11 protein-coding genes and 1 pseudogene are annotated in these 15,511 nt (G+C 73.6%); 10 read left to right on the plus strand and 2 right to left on the minus strand.

Annotated features, from left to right (window positions below; translation table 11 throughout):
- Positions 1 to 67 precede the first annotated feature (67 nt).
- The 9 genes and pseudogenes from ACLZOT_RS25800 (at position 68) to ACLZOT_RS25840 (ending at position 11,939) form a co-directional block, all read left to right on the plus strand.
- Positions 68 to 874: a TIGR03084 family metal-binding protein gene (locus tag ACLZOT_RS25800; protein ID WP_416971442.1), complete on the plus strand. Its 807-nt coding sequence runs from the start codon at positions 68 to 70 to the stop codon at positions 872 to 874.
- Positions 871 to 2,547, plus strand: a pseudogene (locus ACLZOT_RS25805) (acyclic terpene utilization AtuA family protein); the annotation flags it as partial. The gene ACLZOT_RS25800 and the pseudogene ACLZOT_RS25805, both read left to right, overlap by 4 nt.
- A gap of 991 nt (positions 2,548 to 3,538) precedes the next feature.
- The gene (locus ACLZOT_RS25810; protein ID WP_416971443.1) at positions 3,539 to 5,137 is read left to right on the plus strand and encodes an acyl-CoA carboxylase subunit beta; all 1,599 of its coding nucleotides are present in this window, start codon (positions 3,539 to 3,541) and stop codon (positions 5,135 to 5,137) included.
- Between the two features lie 10 nt (positions 5,138 to 5,147).
- Positions 5,148 to 7,022 (plus strand): biotin carboxylase N-terminal domain-containing protein, encoded by a 1,875-nt coding sequence (locus tag ACLZOT_RS25815; RefSeq protein WP_416971444.1) that lies wholly within the window; start codon positions 5,148 to 5,150, stop codon positions 7,020 to 7,022.
- Entirely contained in the window at positions 7,019 to 8,179 is a 1,161-nt protein-coding gene (locus ACLZOT_RS25820) for an acyl-CoA dehydrogenase family protein (RefSeq protein ID WP_416971445.1), read from the plus strand. Before ACLZOT_RS25815 ends, ACLZOT_RS25820 begins: the two co-directional genes overlap by 4 nt.
- 26 nt (positions 8,180 to 8,205) lie before the next feature.
- Positions 8,206 to 9,774 carry a 4-coumarate--CoA ligase family protein gene (locus ACLZOT_RS25825; RefSeq protein ID WP_416971446.1) on the plus strand — a complete coding sequence of 523 codons (1,569 nt, stop codon included), beginning with the start codon at positions 8,206 to 8,208 and terminating at the stop codon, positions 9,772 to 9,774.
- On the plus strand, positions 9,771 to 10,505 hold the full coding sequence (locus ACLZOT_RS25830) for an enoyl-CoA hydratase family protein (RefSeq protein WP_416971447.1): 735 nt from the start codon (positions 9,771 to 9,773) through the stop codon (positions 10,503 to 10,505). The genes ACLZOT_RS25825 and ACLZOT_RS25830 overlap by 4 nt, the downstream gene beginning before the upstream one ends.
- A gap of 269 nt (positions 10,506 to 10,774) precedes the next feature.
- Positions 10,775 to 11,347, plus strand: coding sequence for a TetR/AcrR family transcriptional regulator (locus tag ACLZOT_RS25835; protein WP_416971544.1), 573 nt, complete (start codon positions 10,775 to 10,777; stop codon positions 11,345 to 11,347).
- 58 nt (positions 11,348 to 11,405) lie between these two features.
- Positions 11,406 to 11,939 (plus strand): hypothetical protein, encoded by a 534-nt coding sequence (locus ACLZOT_RS25840; protein ID WP_416971448.1) that lies wholly within the window; start codon positions 11,406 to 11,408, stop codon positions 11,937 to 11,939.
- A gap of 7 nt (positions 11,940 to 11,946) precedes the next feature.
- Here the strand turns inward: ACLZOT_RS25840 and pdxH are convergent, their stop codons facing one another.
- The gene (gene pdxH / locus ACLZOT_RS25845; protein ID WP_416971449.1) at positions 11,947 to 12,633 is read right to left on the minus strand and encodes a pyridoxamine 5'-phosphate oxidase; all 687 of its coding nucleotides are present in this window, start codon (positions 12,631 to 12,633) and stop codon (positions 11,947 to 11,949) included.
- Between the two features lie 388 nt (positions 12,634 to 13,021).
- On the opposite strand from pdxH, the gene ACLZOT_RS25850 reads away from it, so the two are divergent.
- On the plus strand, positions 13,022 to 14,119 hold the full coding sequence (locus tag ACLZOT_RS25850; RefSeq protein ID WP_416971450.1) for a citrate synthase 2: 1,098 nt from the start codon (positions 13,022 to 13,024) through the stop codon (positions 14,117 to 14,119).
- 81 nt (positions 14,120 to 14,200) lie between these two features.
- On the opposite strand, the gene ACLZOT_RS25855 is transcribed toward ACLZOT_RS25850, so the two are convergent.
- Complete coding sequence (locus tag ACLZOT_RS25855) at positions 14,201 to 15,217, minus strand: isopenicillin N synthase family dioxygenase (RefSeq protein ID WP_416971451.1); 1,017 nt, start codon at positions 15,215 to 15,217, stop codon at positions 14,201 to 14,203.
- Positions 15,218 to 15,511: the final 294 nt, after the last annotated feature.

The following is a 15,511-nucleotide window of genomic DNA, read 5'->3' on the forward strand; positions in this document are numbered from 1 at the left end:
GGTGGGCGATGACCGAATTCATGCAAGCATGCTTGATTGTTTCTGGGGCCGCTGCCATGCTCGCCCCATGGCCGACTCCACCCCCGTCATCGACGACCTGCGTGCCGAGAGCGAGGAACTCGACCGGCTGGTAGCCGAGTTGAGCCCTGAGCAGTGGAAGCTCCCGACATCCGCGGCCGGTTGGACGATCGCCCACCAGATCGCGCACCTCGCCTGGACGGACCGCTCCGCCCGGCTGGCGATGACCGACCAGGACGCGTTCTCGCGCGAGGTCGAGAAGGCGCTCGTGGCGCCCGGCGACTTCGTCGACGAGGGGGCCAGGGAGGGCGCCCAGCGGCCGCCCGAGCGCTTGCTCGGGGGCTGGCGGGCCGAACGGGAGGCGCTGGACAAGGTCCTGCGGGCGGCGCCCGAGCGGGGGCGGTTCCCCTGGTACGGCCCGCCGATGTCCACCGCGTCCATGGCCACCGCCCGCCTGATGGAGACCTGGGCGCACGGCCTGGACGTCGCTGACGCGCTCGGCGTCACCCCGGCCCCCACCGACCGGCTCCGCCACATCGCCCGACTCGGCGTCCGTACCCGGGACTTCGCGTTCGGCGTGCACGGGCTCGCCGCGCCGTTCGAGGACTTCCGCGTCGAACTCACCTCACCGTCCGGCGAGTTGTGGATCTACGGGCCCGAGGACGCCGACCAGCGGGTCACCGGCCCCGCGCTCGACTTCTGCCTTCTCGTCACCCAGCGCGCCCACCGCGACGACCTCGCTCTGACCGCCGAAGGGCCGGAGGCCCAGCAGTGGTTGGGCGTCGCCCAGGTCTTCGCGGGACCGCCCGGCGGGGGCCGCCCATCGAAGTCGGAGACCGCCGGGGAGGCCGGATGACCCTCCGGATAGGCAACTTCTCAGGGTTCTACGGCGACCGCCTGGACGCCCTCCACGAGATGCTGACCGGAGGCGAACTCGACGTCCTCACCGGGGACTTCCTCGCCGAGCTCACGATGCTCATCCTCGGCCGGGACCGACTCAAGGACCCCGGCGCCGGGTTCGCGCGCACCTTCCTGCGGCAACTGGAGGACTGCCTCGGCCTCGCGCACGAACGCGGGGTGCGGATCGTCACCAACGCCGGCGGGCTCAATCCGGCCGGACTCGCCGACGCCGTACGGGAGTTGGCGCGGCGGCTCGGGGTTCCGGTCCGGGTCGCGCACGTCGAGGGGGACGATCTGCGCGGGCGGTTCCCGGACGCCCTCGCCGCACACGCCTACCTCGGCGGGTTCGGGATCGCCGCGTGCCTGCGGGAGGGCGCCGACATCGTGGTGACCGGGCGGGTGACCGACGCGGCACTCGTCACCGGGCCCGCCGTCGCGCACTTCGGATGGGGGCCCACGGAGTACGACCGGCTCGCGGGCGCGGTCGTCGCCGGGCACGTCCTGGAGTGCGGGACGCAGGCCACCGGCGGCAACTACGCCTTCTTCCGGGAGGCCGACGTACGCCGTCCCGGCTTCCCCGTCGCCGAACTCCACGCCGACGGCAGCTGCGTGATCACCAAGCACCCCGGTACGGGGGGTCTGGTGGACCTGGGTACGGTCACCGCCCAGCTCCTGTACGAGACGGGCGGCGCCCGGTACGCCGGGCCCGATGTGACCGCCCGCCTCGACTCCGTCGTACTGGAGAGTGACGGGCCCGACCGGGTCAGGGTCGCAGGGGTGCGGGGGGAGGCGCCGCCGCCGGACCTCAAGGTCGGGCTGAGCCGGATCGGGGGGTACCGCAACGAGGTCGCCTTCGTGCTCACCGGCCTCGACGTCGAGGCCAAGGCGGCGCTGGTGCGGGAGCAGATGGAGACGTACGCCTTCGGTGAGTCCCGTCCCGCCGAGGTGCGGTGGGACCTCGTCCGCACCGACCGGGCCGACGCCGGGACCGAGGAGGAGGCCAGTGCCGTACTGCGGCTGGTCGTGCGGGACGCACGGGAGGAGACCGTCGGACGTGCCCTGTCCGGCGCCGCCGTCGAGCTGGCTCTCGGGAGCTACCCCGGGTTCCACGTCCTCGCGCCGCCCGGGCGAGGGGCGCCGTACGGGGTGTTCGAGGCCGCGTACGTACCTCAGGGTGACGTCGAGTACCGGGCCGTCCTCGACGACGGGCGGCGGATCGTCGTACCCCCACCCACCCGTACCGCCGTACTCGAACCGGCACCGCAGCCGCCGCTCCCCGAACCGCTGCCTCCCTCTCAGGTACTAGTACGGGTACCCCTGGGGACGATCGCCGGAGCGCGCAGCGGCGACAAGGGCGGTGACGCCAACGTCGGGGTATGGGTCCGCACCGACGAGGCGTGGCGCTGGCTCGCCCACGAACTGACGGTCGACCGCTTCCGTGAACTGCTCCCCGAGACCCGCGCACTTCCCGTCACCCGCCACGTCCTGCCCGGCCTCCGCGCCCTGAACTTCGTGATCGAGGGCATCCTCGGCGCGGGCGTCGCCTCCCAGCACCGCTTCGACCCTCAGGCCAAGGCACTGGGGGAGTGGCTGCGGGCACGGCACGTGGACGTACCGGAGGAGGCGCTTCGCGACGGCCCGCGCGCGAGGGCGAGGAGGGAGGGCGTTGCGCCCGCGCATGCCGAGGCGACGGCGGACCTCGCGCCCGCGCGGGAGTTCAGTGACCGTGCGTCCGGGCGGGCGTCGGCGCCGGTTGACACCGGTGATCTCGTGCTCGCGCGTGAGTCCGGTGGTTCTGTGTCCGCGCGGGGGGAGACAACGGCCGCTCTCGGCGATTCCGAGCCGGCGGTGGCGTCGGCTGATCCCAGTGGCCTTGCCCCCGCAGGGGAACCCGGTGGCCTTGCGTCTACGCACGCGGAGGTGACCGCGTGGGGGTGACGCGGGCGAGCAGCGCGTCGGCTCTTGCAGTCGTGCACGCGGGTGCGGCGGCCGGTTCTGGTGATCCCGCGCCCGCGTGTGGGTCCGGTGACCTCGTGTCCGAGCGGGTGTCGGCGCCGCCTGATCCCGGAGGCTTCGCCCCCGCGCGAGGGCCCGGCAGCCGGGGGTCCGTGCACGCGGGCGTGGCTGCCGAGTCCGGTGACCCGGTGCGTGCGCGCGAGCACCTGCTCTCGGCTGACGCCCGCCTTCCAGCCCGCCGAGGCTCCGGCGAACCCGCGTCCGCGTGCGAGCCCACTGCGAGTTCCCTCTTGGGCGGTTCCCCGGGCGCGGCGCCCGGTTCGGGTACGGGCTTGCGGGTGCCTGTGCGTGGCTCGGAGGCGGCGTCCGAAGCGCCGGGCTTCCCAGCCGCCCCGTACGGCCTCTCACGCCCCGCCGGCGCCGCGGACGGCCCCTCGCTCGTCCGAGGGGCTCCCAGGGCCTCTCGGATGGCTTCTGGCGGCCCGCAGGACCCGTCTGAAGTGGCCGGGCGCCCGGCGTCGTCCTGGGCCTCTGATGCGGCCTCGGGCGGGCCCTCGCGCTCCGCCGCCGTGGAAGCACTCCGCCCACCCGCCTTCCCGGGGCCCGCGACGGCCTCGGACGTGGCGGTGCCGAGCCCTGGACCCACCCCCCTGGAGGCCGCCCCGTGACCGTTCTGACGACCGCCCTGGATGTGCACGGACCGGACTACCGGGCGAACCGTGAGGCGATGCTGACGAAACTCGGCGAGCTGGCGGGCGAGCAGGCGAAGGCGCTTGCGGGAGGCGGGCCGAAGTACGTCGAGCGGCACCGCGCGCGCGGGAAGCTGCTCGCCCGGGAGCGGATCGAGCTGCTGGTGGACGCCGACACGCCGTTCCTGGAGCTGTCGCCGCTCGCGGCGTGGGGGAGCGAGTACCCCGTGGGGGCCTCGCTCGTCACCGGGATCGGGGTCGTCGAGGGCGTGGAGTGCCTGATCACCGCCAACGACCCCACCGTGCGCGGGGGCGCGAGCAATCCGTGGAGCCTCAAGAAGGCCCTCAGAGCGAACGACATCGCGCTGGCCAACCGGCTGCCCTGCATCAGCCTCGTGGAGTCCGGGGGCGCCGACCTGCCGTCCCAGAAGGAGATCTTCATCCCCGGGGGCGCGATCTTCCGCGACCTCACGCGCCTGTCGGCGGCGGGCGTCCCCACGGTCGCCGTCGTGTTCGGCAACTCCACGGCGGGCGGCGCGTACATCCCCGGGATGTCCGATCACGTGATCATGGTCAAGGAGCGCGCGAAGGTGTTCCTCGGCGGCCCGCCGCTCGTGAAGATGGCGACCGGCGAGGAGAGCGACGACGAGTCCTTGGGCGGCGCCGAGATGCACGCGCGCGTGTCGGGCCTCGCGGACCACTTCGCGGTGGACGAGCGGGACGCGATCAGGCAGGCGCGCAGGGTGGTGGCCCGCCTCAACCACCGCAAGGCGTACGACGACCCGCCCCCGGCTCTCCCCCCGAAGTACGACGAGGACGAGCTCCTGGGGATCGTCCCCGGCGACCTGAAGGTTCCCTTCGACCCGCGCGAGGTGATCGCGAGGATCGTCGACGCCTCCGACTTCGACGAGTTCAAACCGCTCTACGGGACGAGCCTCACGACCGGCTGGGCGACCCTGCACGGCTATCCCGTGGGGGTACTCGCGAACGCGCGGGGCGTGCTGTTCAGCCAGGAGTCGCAGAAGGCGGCCCAGTTCATCCAGCTCGCCAACCAGCGGGACGTCCCGCTGCTGTTCCTGCACAACACCACGGGCTACATGGTCGGCCGGGAGTACGAACAGGGCGGCATCATCAAGCACGGCGCGATGATGATCAACGCGGTGAGCAACAGCCGGGTGCCGCACCTGTCGGTCCTCATGGGCGCGTCGTACGGCGCCGGCCACTACGGGATGTGCGGCCGGGCCTACGACCCGCGTTTCCTGTTCGCCTGGCCGAGCGCCAAGTCGGCCGTGATGGGCCCTCAGCAGCTCGCAGGCGTCCTGTCGATCGTGGCCCGGCAGTCCGCCGCCTCCAAGGGCCTCCCGTACGACGAGGAGGCCGACGACGGCCTTCGCGCCATGGTCGAGCGGCAGATCGAGTCGGAGTCCCTGCCGATGTTCCTGTCCGGGCGGCTGTACGACGACGGCGTGATCGACCCGCGCGACACGCGCACGGTCCTCGGCCTGTGCCTGTCCGCGATCCACACAGCCCCCTACGAAGGCGCGCGCGGCGGCTTCGGCGTCTTCCGGATGTGAGTGAGGCCCAGTGATTTCGACGCTGTTGGTGGCCAACCGGGGCGAGATCGCCTGCCGGATCTTCCGCACGTGCGGTGAGCTGGGAATCCGAACCGTCGCCGTCCACTCCGACCCCGACGAGAACGCCCTGCACGCGCGCGTGGCCGACCGCTGCGTACGCCTGCCCGGGGCGACGCCCGCCGAGACGTACCTGCGCGGCGACCTGATAGTGAAGGCGGCCCTCGCGGCCGGAGCGGACGCCGTGCACCCCGGGTACGGCTTCCTGTCCGAGAACGCGGCCTTCGCGCGCGCGGTGCTCGACGCGGGCCTGGTATGGATCGGGCCGTCCCCCGAGGCGATCGAGGCGATGGCGTCCAAGACGCGCGCGAAGGCCCTCATGGGGCTCGCCCCGCTGACGGACGTCACCGACGCCGACCTGCCGGTGCTGGTGAAGGCGGCGGCGGGGGGCGGCGGGCGCGGCATGCGGATCGTGCGCCGCGCGCGGGACCTCGCCCCCGCCCTGGAGGCGGCCCGCGCGGAGGCCGCGAGCGCCTTCGGGGACGGCGAGGTGTTCGTCGAGCCGTACGTCGAGCGCGGGCGCCACGTCGAGGTGCAGATCCTCGCCGACACGCACGGCACCGTGTGGGCGCTCGGCACGCGCGACTGCTCCCTCCAGCGGCGCCACCAGAAGGTGATCGAGGAGGCGCCCGCGCCGGGGCTGTCCGAGGACACCGAACGGGAACTGCGGGAGCTGGCCGTACGCGCGGCGCGCGCGGTGGCGTACACCGGCGCCGGGACCGTCGAGTTCCTCCTCGCCCCCGACGGCACCGCGCACTTCCTGGAGATGAACACCCGCCTCCAGGTCGAACACCCCGTCACGGAGGCCGTGTTCGGCCTCGACCTGGTCGCCGAGCAGATCCGCGTCGCCGAAGGAGCCGCCCTCGCGGACGAGCCCCCTCCCGCGCGCGGGCACGCGATCGAGGCCCGCCTCTACGCCGAGGACCCCGCGCGCGAGTGGACCCCGCAGACCGGCACCCTGCACCGCCTCGCCGTCCCCGAAGGCGTCCGCCTGGACACCGGGTACGCCGACGGCGACACGATCGGCGTCCACTACGACCCGCTGCTCGCCAAGGTGACCGCCCACGCGCCCACCCGCGCGGAGGCCCTCCGTAGGCTGGCCGGCGCCCTGGAGCGCGCCACCGTCCACGGCCCGACGACCAACCGGGACCTCCTCCTGCGCTCCCTGCGCCACGAGGAGTTCACGCACGCGCGCATGGACACCGGCTTCTACGACCGCCACCTCACCGCCCTCACGCGCGCGCCCGCCGACCTCCTCGCCCCTCTCGCGGCGGCTCTCGCGGACGCGCACGGCCGCTCCCGCTTCGGCGGCTGGCGCAACGTCCCCTCGCAGCCCCAGCGCAAGCGGTACGAGCTGGACGGCCGGGAGCACGAGGTCGAGTACCGGCACACCCGCGCGGGCCTCGCCGCGGACGGCGTCCGGGTGGTCCATGCCGACGCGGGCACCGTCGTCCTCGAAGCGGACGGCGTACGGCGCCGGTTCGAGGTCGCGCGCTACGGCGAGCGCGTGCACGTGAACGGGACGGCCCTGACCGCCCTGCCCCGCTTCCCGGACCCGGCGCCGCAGCGCGTCCCGGGTTCGCTGGTCGCGCCGATGCCCGGCACGGTCGTCAAGGTCGCGCCCGGCCTCGTCACCGGATCGAGGGTCGAGGCGGGCGAACCGATCGTGTGGCTCGAAGCGATGAAGATGCAACACGCCCTCACGGCCCCGGTCTCCGGGACCCTGACGGCGCTGGAGGTCCAGGCAGGACAGCAGGTGGAGATGGGAGCCCTCCTCGCAGTGGTCGAGGGCGACCGACAGGACGAACCCGAAGGAGCGCGACAGTGAGCCCGGTCATCGAATCCGACGAGCACAAGGCCCTGCGCGAGGCGGTCGCGTCCTTCGGCAGGCGCTACGGCCGCGACTACCTGACGAAGGTCGTCGACGAGGGCCGCCACCCCACCGAGCTGTGGCAGGAGGCCGCGAAACTCGGCTACGTCTCGGTGAACCTGCCCGAGGAGTACGGCGGCGGAGGCGGCGGCATCGCCGAACTCGCCCTGGTCCTCGAAGAGCTGGGCGCGGCCGGCTCCCCCCTGCTGATGATGATCGTCTCCCCGGCGATCTGCGGCACGGTGATCGCCCGCTTCGGCACCGAGGCCCAGAAGCGCGAGTGGCTCCCCGCGCTCGCGGACGGCTCGCGCCTGATGGCCTTCGGGATCACCGAACCCGACGCCGGCTCCAACAGCCACCGCATCACCACCACGGCCCGCCGCGACGGCGCCGACTGGCTCCTCACCGGCCGCAAGGTCTTCGTCTCCGGCGTGGACGCGGCGGACGCCACCCTGATCGTCGGCCGCACCGCGGACGCCCGCACGGGCCGCCTCAAGCCCTGCCTGTTCATCGTCCCGCGCGACGCGCCGGGCTTCACCCGCCGCTGGATCGACATGGAACTGCACAGCGCGGAGAAGCAGTTCGAACTCACCCTGGACGACGTCCGGCTCCCCGCCGAAGCCCTTGTCGGCGACGAGGACGCGGGCCTCGCCCAGCTCTTCGCCGGCCTCAACCCCGAGCGGATCATGACCGCCGCCTTCGCGATCGGCATGGGCCGCTACGCGCTCGCCCGCGCCGTCGAGTACGCGCGCGAGCGCACCGTCTGGGACACCCCCATCGGCGCCCACCAGGCCATCGCCCACCCCCTCGCGCAGGCGCACATCGACCTCGAACTGGCCCGCCTGATGACCCAGAAGGCCGCCCACCTGTACGACGCGGGCGACGACACGGGCGCGGGCGAGGCCGCCAACATGGCCAAGTACGCGGCCGGGGAGGCGTGCGTGAAGGCCGTCGACCAGGCCGTGCAGACCCTCGGCGGCAACGGCCTCACGCGCGAGTTCGGCCTCGCCTCGCTGATAACGGCCTCGCGCGTGGCTCGTATCGCCCCGGTGAGCCGGGAGATGATTCTCAACTACGTCTCCCACCAGAGCCTGGGCCTGCCCAAGTCGTACTGACCGCCGCCCCTGCGCGAGGAGGAACCGTGTTCCGCAGCGAGTACGCAGACGTCCCGGCCGTGGACCTGCCCATCCACGACGCCGTCCTCGGCCACGCCGCCCGCTTCGGCGACCTGCCCGCGCTGATCGACGGCACGGACGGCACGACCCTCACCTACGAACAGCTGGACCGCTTCCACCGGCGCGTCGCCGCCGCCCTCGCCGACGCGGGCGTGCGCAAGGGGGACGTGCTCGCCCTGCACAGCCCCAACACGGTCGCCTTCCCCATCGCCTTCTACGCGGCCACGCGCGCGGGAGCCTCGGTCACCACCGTCCACCCCCTGTGCACGCCCGAGGAGTTCGCCCGGCAGGTCCGCGACTCGGCCGCCCGCTGGATCGTCACCGTCTCGCCGCTGCTGGAGACCGCCCGGCGCGCGGCCGAACTCGCGGGCGGCGTCGAGGAGATCTTCGTCTGCGACGTGGCCGGCGGCCACCGCTCGCTGATCGACATGCTCGCCTCCCAGGCGCCCGAACCGAGCCTCTACATCGACCCCGTGGAAGACGTCGCGGCCCTCCCGTACTCCTCCGGGACGACCGGGCTCCCCAAGGGCGTCATGCTGACGCACCGCCAGATCGCCACCAACCTGGCCCAGTTGGAGCCCCTGATGCCCGCGGGCCCGGGCGACCGCATTCTGGCGATCCTCCCGTTTTTTCACATCTACGGCCTGACCGCCCTGATGAACGTCCCCCTGCGCCTGGGCGCCACTGTCGTCGTCCTGCCCCGCTTCGACCTGGAGACGTTCCTCGCCGCCATCGAGAAACACCGCATCACCGGCCTGTACGTCGCCCCGCCGATCGTCCTCGCGCTCGCCCAGCACCCGGCCGTCGAGCGCTACGACCTGTCGTCCCTCCAGTACGTCATCAGCGCCGCCGCGCCCCTGGACGCGGGCCTCGCCACCGCCTGCGCGCGCCGGCTGAACCTCCCGCCCGTGGGCCAGGCGTACGGCATGACGGAACTGTCGCCGGGCACTCACGTCGTCCCCCGGGACGCCATGGCCACCGCCCCGCCCGGGACCGTCGGCAAGCTCATCGGCGGCACCCGCATGCGGATCGTGTCCCTCGACGACCCGGACAAGGACCTCGGCCCCGGCGAGACCGGCGAGCTCCTCTTCCGGGGACCCCAGATCATGAAGGGCTACCTAGGCCACCCGGACGCCACCGCCGCGATGATCGACGCCCGGGGCTGGCTGCACACCGGGGACATCGGGTACGTCGACGACGCCGGCTGGCTGTTCGTCGTCGACAGGGTCAAGGAACTCATCAAGTACAAGGGCTTCCAGGTCGCCCCCGCCGAACTCGAAGCCCTCCTGCTCACCCACCCCGGGATAGCCGACGCCGCCGTGATCGGCACGTACAACGCCGACGGGAACGAGGTCCCGCACGCGCACGTGGTGCGCCGGCCGGACGCCCCCGGCCTCTCCGAGGGGGAGGTGCTCATGTACGTCGCCGAACGCGTCGCCCCCTACAAGCGCGTCCGCAAGGTCACGTTCATCGACGCCGTCCCCCGCGCGGCCTCCGGGAAGATCCTCCGACGCGAGCTGAGGGAGCGCGCATGACCCCGATCGGCCGCAGCCGTGAACGCGGCGTCGAGACCCTCAGCCTCGACGCCGTGGACACCCGCAACGCCCTCTCGGCGGCCCTCGTCGCCGCCCTCGCGGACGCGCTCGCCGACTGCGCGAAGGACCCCGCCGTACGCGCCGTCGTCCTCACGCACAGCGGGGGCACCTTCTGCGCGGGCGCCGACCTCAAGGACCCGCCCGCGCCGGAGGAGTTCGTCGGGCTGCTGCGCGCGGTCGTCGCCCTCGGCAAGCCGGTCGTCGCGCGGGTGACGGGGCACGTGCGCGCGGGGGGCCTCGGGCTCGTCGCGGCGTGCGACATCGCCGGGGCCTCGGCCGGGGCGACGTTCGCGTTCACCGAGGTGCGCATCGGGGTCGCGCCCGCCGTCATCTCGCTGCCGCTGCTGCCCCGCGCCGACCCGCGCGCGCTCGCGCGGTACTGCCTCACCGGCGAACGGTTCGACGCCGCCGAGGCCGTACGCGCGGGCCTCCTGACCGTGGCCGGCGCCGACGTGGACGCCGTCCTCGCGCCCGTGCTCGACGGGCTGCGCCGGTCCGCGCCCGACGGCCTGGCCGCGACGAAACGCCTGCTCACGGCTAAGGTTCTCGAAGCCTTCGACCGGGACGCCGTGGAGCTGACGGCGCTCTCCGCGCGGCTGTTCGCCTCGCCCGCGGCCCGCGAGGGGACGACGGCCTTCCTCGAACGACGGGATCCCGCATGGGTGCTGTGACCGCGGCGGACCGCACGCCGGAGGACCGCGCGCGGGGGGAACGGGTGCCGGCAGATCGCGCGCCGGCCGGGCGAGCACCGGAGGACGGCGTGCCCGGCGACCGCACGCCGGACGGTCGCACGCCGGACGACCGTGCGCCCGGCGGCCACGCCCCGGACAGCCGCGCGCGGGGAGATCACGCGCCCGGCGACCGCGTACCCAACCACCGTGCGCCCGGCGACCGCGTACCCAACCACCGTGCGCCCGGCGACCGCCCGTCCGGTGACCGCGTGCCCAAACAGGACCGCAGCCGCCTCACCCGGCAGCGGCTCCTGGAGGCCGCCGTGGCCTGTCTCGCCGAGTACGGGTGGGCGGGGTCCACGGTGTCCGTCGTCGCCGAGCGCGCGGGCGTCTCCCGGGGCGCCGCCCAGCACCACTTCCCCACCCGCGAGGACCTGTTCACCGCCGCCGTCGAGTACGTCGCCGAGGAGCGGTCCGGCGCCCTGCGCGCGCTGTTCCCGCAGGGGGCCACCGACCGCGCGGCCGTCGTCGGCGCCCTCGTCGACCTGTACACCGGGCCCCTGTTCCGCGCCGCCCTCCACCTGTGGGTCGCCGCCTCCAACGAGGAGCAGCTCCGCCCCCGGGTGACCGAACTGGAGGCCCGCGTCGGACGCGAGACCCATCGCATCGCCGTCGACCTTCTCGGCGCCGACGAGAGCCGGCCCGGCGCGCGCGAGACCGTACAGGGCCTGCTGGACATGGCGCGGGGGCTCGGCCTCGCGAACCTCCTCACCGACGACCGGGCCCGGCGGGAGCGGGTCGTGGGGCAGTGGGCGGCGCTGCTGGAGGCCGAGTTGGGGTGAGGAGGGCGGGAAGGCGCAGGTCGGAGGCGTTGTCAGTGGCGGGTTCTACGGTGGGGGCATGGGAGATCGGTTTCAGGTGATCGTCGACCTCGATGCGGGCGAGGCGGAGGCGGCCCGGCTCAAGGAGCGGGTCGTCGCGTGGCTGGCGGGGGAGGGGATCGTCGTCGCGGACGGGGGCGCGTACACGGCCGGTCCCGGGTGGACGCGGGCCGTGGCCGACGACTGGGACCACGAGCCGTCGGGCGGGCTCGCGGTACACGTGGGGCGCGGGGCCTTCCACAGCGGCGCGGACGCCCCGGAGCACGCGGTCTGCCCGGCCTGCGCGGCCCGCAGAAAGCTGGACGCGGACGGCTGGGCCTGGGTCAGCACGGCGATCGAGACCTGGTCCGAGGCAGGCGTGGCCACCCTGACCTGCCCCTCCTGCACAGGGACCGTGCCCCTGCCGGCCTGGCGGTGGGACAACGCGCCCTTCGCCTTCGGCCACCTCGGGCTGAAGTTCTGGGACTGGCCCGACCTCTCCGACGCGTTCCGCGCCCGAATGACCGACGTCCTGGAGGGCCACCGCACGGCGTACATCTGGGGCAAGATCTGACGGCCCCTCAGGGGCTGAGCCGCTCCACCCGCCACCCGCCGTCCGCCTCCTCGACGTACCGGAGCCGGTCGTGGAGGCGGTTCTCGCGGCCCTGCCAGAACTCGACCGACTGCGGGGCGATCCGGAAGCCGCCCCAGTGCGGGGGCACCGGCACCTGCTCCCCCTCGGGATAGCGCGCCGTCAGCTCGGCGTACGAGGCGTCGAGTTCCGCGCGCGAGGGGACGACGGAGGACTGCGTGCTCGCCCAGGCGCCGAGCTGGGAGCCGTGCGGGCGGGTGCGGAAGTATGCGGCCGTCTCGTCGCGCCCGGTACGCCGGGCGACGCCCTGCACGATGACCTGGCGGGCCATCGGGTGCCAGGGGAACAGGAGCGAGACGTACGGGTTCTCGGCGAGGTCGCGGGCCTTGCGGGAGCCGTAGTTGGTGTAGAAGACGAAGCCCTGCTCGTCGAAGTGCTTCAGCAGCACCGTGCGCGCGCTGGGCCGCCCCTCGGCGTCGGCGGTGGAGACGACCATCGCGTTCGGCTCGAACAACTGCGCCTCCGTGGCGGCCTGCGCGAACCAGCGGGCGAACTGCTCCACCGGGGTCGCGGCAAGGTCGTCCTCGGCGAGGCCCGCCGCCCGGTACTGCGTACGCATCGAGGCGGGATCGGGGGAAGCGGTGTCGTGGTCGTTCACGCGGTCATCCTGCCGCATCCGGGGGCGCGGGCGGGGCGGTCCGCCGTATCGCGCGGGGGCGCGGGACCGTCGTACCGGCCAGGCATGGCCCGGCGCTCCACCGGGCACCCTTTGGATGGCACTCAGTGCCGCACGACCTCCCCAACCGTGACACCCGGGGATATGGTGCTGATGCCGCACCGGTGGGACGTACGCAGCCCTCCGGGGCAAGCCGCACGCATGCGCGTACCGTCCACCGGCACGGGTCCAGGGCCCGGACCGCCCGCCGAGCCGCAAGCCGTCTCGCCGCACCCGAACCGAGCACCGTCCCGAACCGAGCACCGTCCGAACCGGCCCGCACGCGCACGCGGGCCGCACCCGGGAACGACCCCGCACCCGTCCGCCCCACACATCGAGGAGCCGCCTGATGTCCGACTTCGTACCCGGTCTCGAAGGAGTCGTCGCGTTCGAGACGGAGATCGCCGAACCGGACAAGGAGGGCGGCGCCCTGCGGTACCGGGGCGTCGACATCGAGGATCTGGTGGGGCACGTCTCGTTCGGGAACGTGTGGGGTCTGCTGGTCGACGGCGCGTTCGACCCCGGGCTGCCGGCCGCCGAGCCGTTCCCGATCCCCGTGCACTCCGGGGACATCAGGGTCGACGTGCAGTCCGCGCTGGCCATGCTGGCCCCTGTGTGGGGCCTGAAGCCCCTCCTGGACATCGACGAGGGTCAGGCCCGCGACGACCTCGCGCGGGCCGCTGTGATGGCCCTCTCGTACGTCGCGCAGTCCGCCCGCGGGCAGGGCCGGCCGATGGTGCCGCAGCGGGAGATCGACAAGGCACGCTCCGTCGTCGAACGGTTCATGATCCGCTGGCGCGGCGAGCCGGACCCGAAGCACGTCGCGGCCGTCGACGCGTACTGGACGTCCGCCGCCGAGCACGGCATGAACGCGTCGACGTTCACCGCGCGCGTGATCGCCTCCACCGGCGCGGACGTCGCCGCCGCGCTCTCCGGTGCCGTCGGGGCCATGTCCGGCCCCCTGCACGGGGGTGCGCCCTCGCGCGTGCTGGGCATGATCGAGGAGATCGAGCGGACCGGGGACGCCGACGCGTACGTCCGCCAGGCGCTCGACCGGGGTGAGCGGCTCATGGGCTTCGGGCACCGCGTCTACCGCGCCGAGGACCCTCGCGCGCGCGTGCTGCGCCGTACCGCGCGGGAGCTGGGCGCACCCCGGTTCGAGGTCGCCGAGGCACTGGAGAAGGCCGCCCTCACTGAACTGCACGCCCGCCGGCCCGACCGGGTGCTCGCCACCAACGTCGAGTTCTGGGCGGCGATCGTCCTCGACTTCGCGGAGGTCCCGGCGCACATGTTCACGTCGATGTTCACGTGCGCGCGTACGGCGGGGTGGTCGGCGCACATCCTGGAGCAGAAGCGGACAGGGCGGCTGGTGCGGCCCTCCGCGCGGTATGTGGGACCGGGGAGTCGTTCCCCTCGGGACATCGAGGGGTACGACAGCGCCCACTGAAGGGGGAGTTCCGGAGCGCGGGCGGCTGCGGGTTCGTCGTGGCTGGTCGCGCGGTTCCCCGCGCCCCTTGAAGGCAGGCACTCACGCAGGTGACAAGAGCCCTGCGTGGTGCTTCTCCGCCACCAAGGGGTGCGCCCTCAGCTTCCCCTTCAGCTCGTTGAAGCCGTACTCCGCGAACAGCGGGTTCGCGGGGTCCGTCGTCACCCCGCGCGCGGACGCCGCGTGCGGGAAGACCAGCGGCTCCACGCGCGCGTCCAGGCGCGGGTTGTAGAAGAACGGCACGGAGAAACGTTCCACCGCCGTCGGCGGGGACACCACGCGGTGGTTGGTGGCGAGCAGGTAGCCGTCGGTCGCCACCTCCAGCAACTCGCCCAGGTTGACGACGAAAGCGCCCTCCATGGGAGGCACGTCGTGGAAGAGGCCGTCCTCGCGCTGGACCTGGAGGCCGCCCACCCGGTCCTGCAGGAGCAGCGTGAGGAAGCCGTAGTCCTTGTGCGCGCCGACGCCCTGGTCGGCGCCGTTCCCGGCGTTCCCGGGGTAGCGCACGAGCTTCAGGTGCGGGTGCGCGCGGGCCCCGAAGGCCGCGTCGTAGAAGTCGGGCGCGGCGCCTATGGAGGCCAGCAGCTCGCGCAGGAGCTTCGCGGAGACGGCGCTGAGGCGGTCGATCCAGCGCAGCGCGGCGGTCCGCAGCCCGGGCAGCGATGCGGGCCACTGGTTGGGGCCTTCGAGCCACCAGTACGGCGCCTCGCCGGAGCCCGGCACGCGCGCGGGGCGCTCGGCGCCGATGTCGAGCTGGTCGCGCCAGTCCTGGCGGCCCGCGGTGCGTTCGTCGCCCGTGCGCGTGTAGCCGCGGAAGTGCGGCGAGTTCACGTTGTCGAGGGCGAGCCGCTCGGCCTCCGGCAGCGCGAAGAAGCGCCGCATGGCCGTCAGCAGGGCGGCCGTCTCGCCGTCCGGCACGCCGTGGCCGACGAGCTGGAAGAAGCCCACGTCGTGCGCCGCGCTGTGCAGGTCCGCGTGCAGCCGCGCACGCGCGCGGGGGCCCGCGTCCGCCGCGGAGAGGTCGATGATCGGGAGTTGCTGGTACGACGGGTTCGTCATGGTGCGTCCGTAGGTGTACGGGGGCCGACCCGCCGCCGTGGGTGGGGCGCGGGCGCGGGTGCCGGGTGAGCAGGAGGCGAAAGCCGTGTGGGGCGGCCGGGAATGCGGGCTGGAGGCTCAGACGGAGCGTCGACAGCCCATGCTCGTGACGCGGACATAGTCCACGTGGCGGCGTCGAACGAGCGAAAGCATGCCCCCAGGCTACTGCTCGACAGGACATTCGTACGTGGCGCGGATCACTCCCCGGAAATCCTCCGGGAACGCAGGCGACCCGCGAGTCGGGTTCCTCCGTGG

It is taken from the genome of Streptomyces sp. 4F14 (genome assembly GCF_048159485.1).
Lineage (GTDB): Bacteria > Actinomycetota > Actinomycetes > Streptomycetales > Streptomycetaceae > Streptomyces.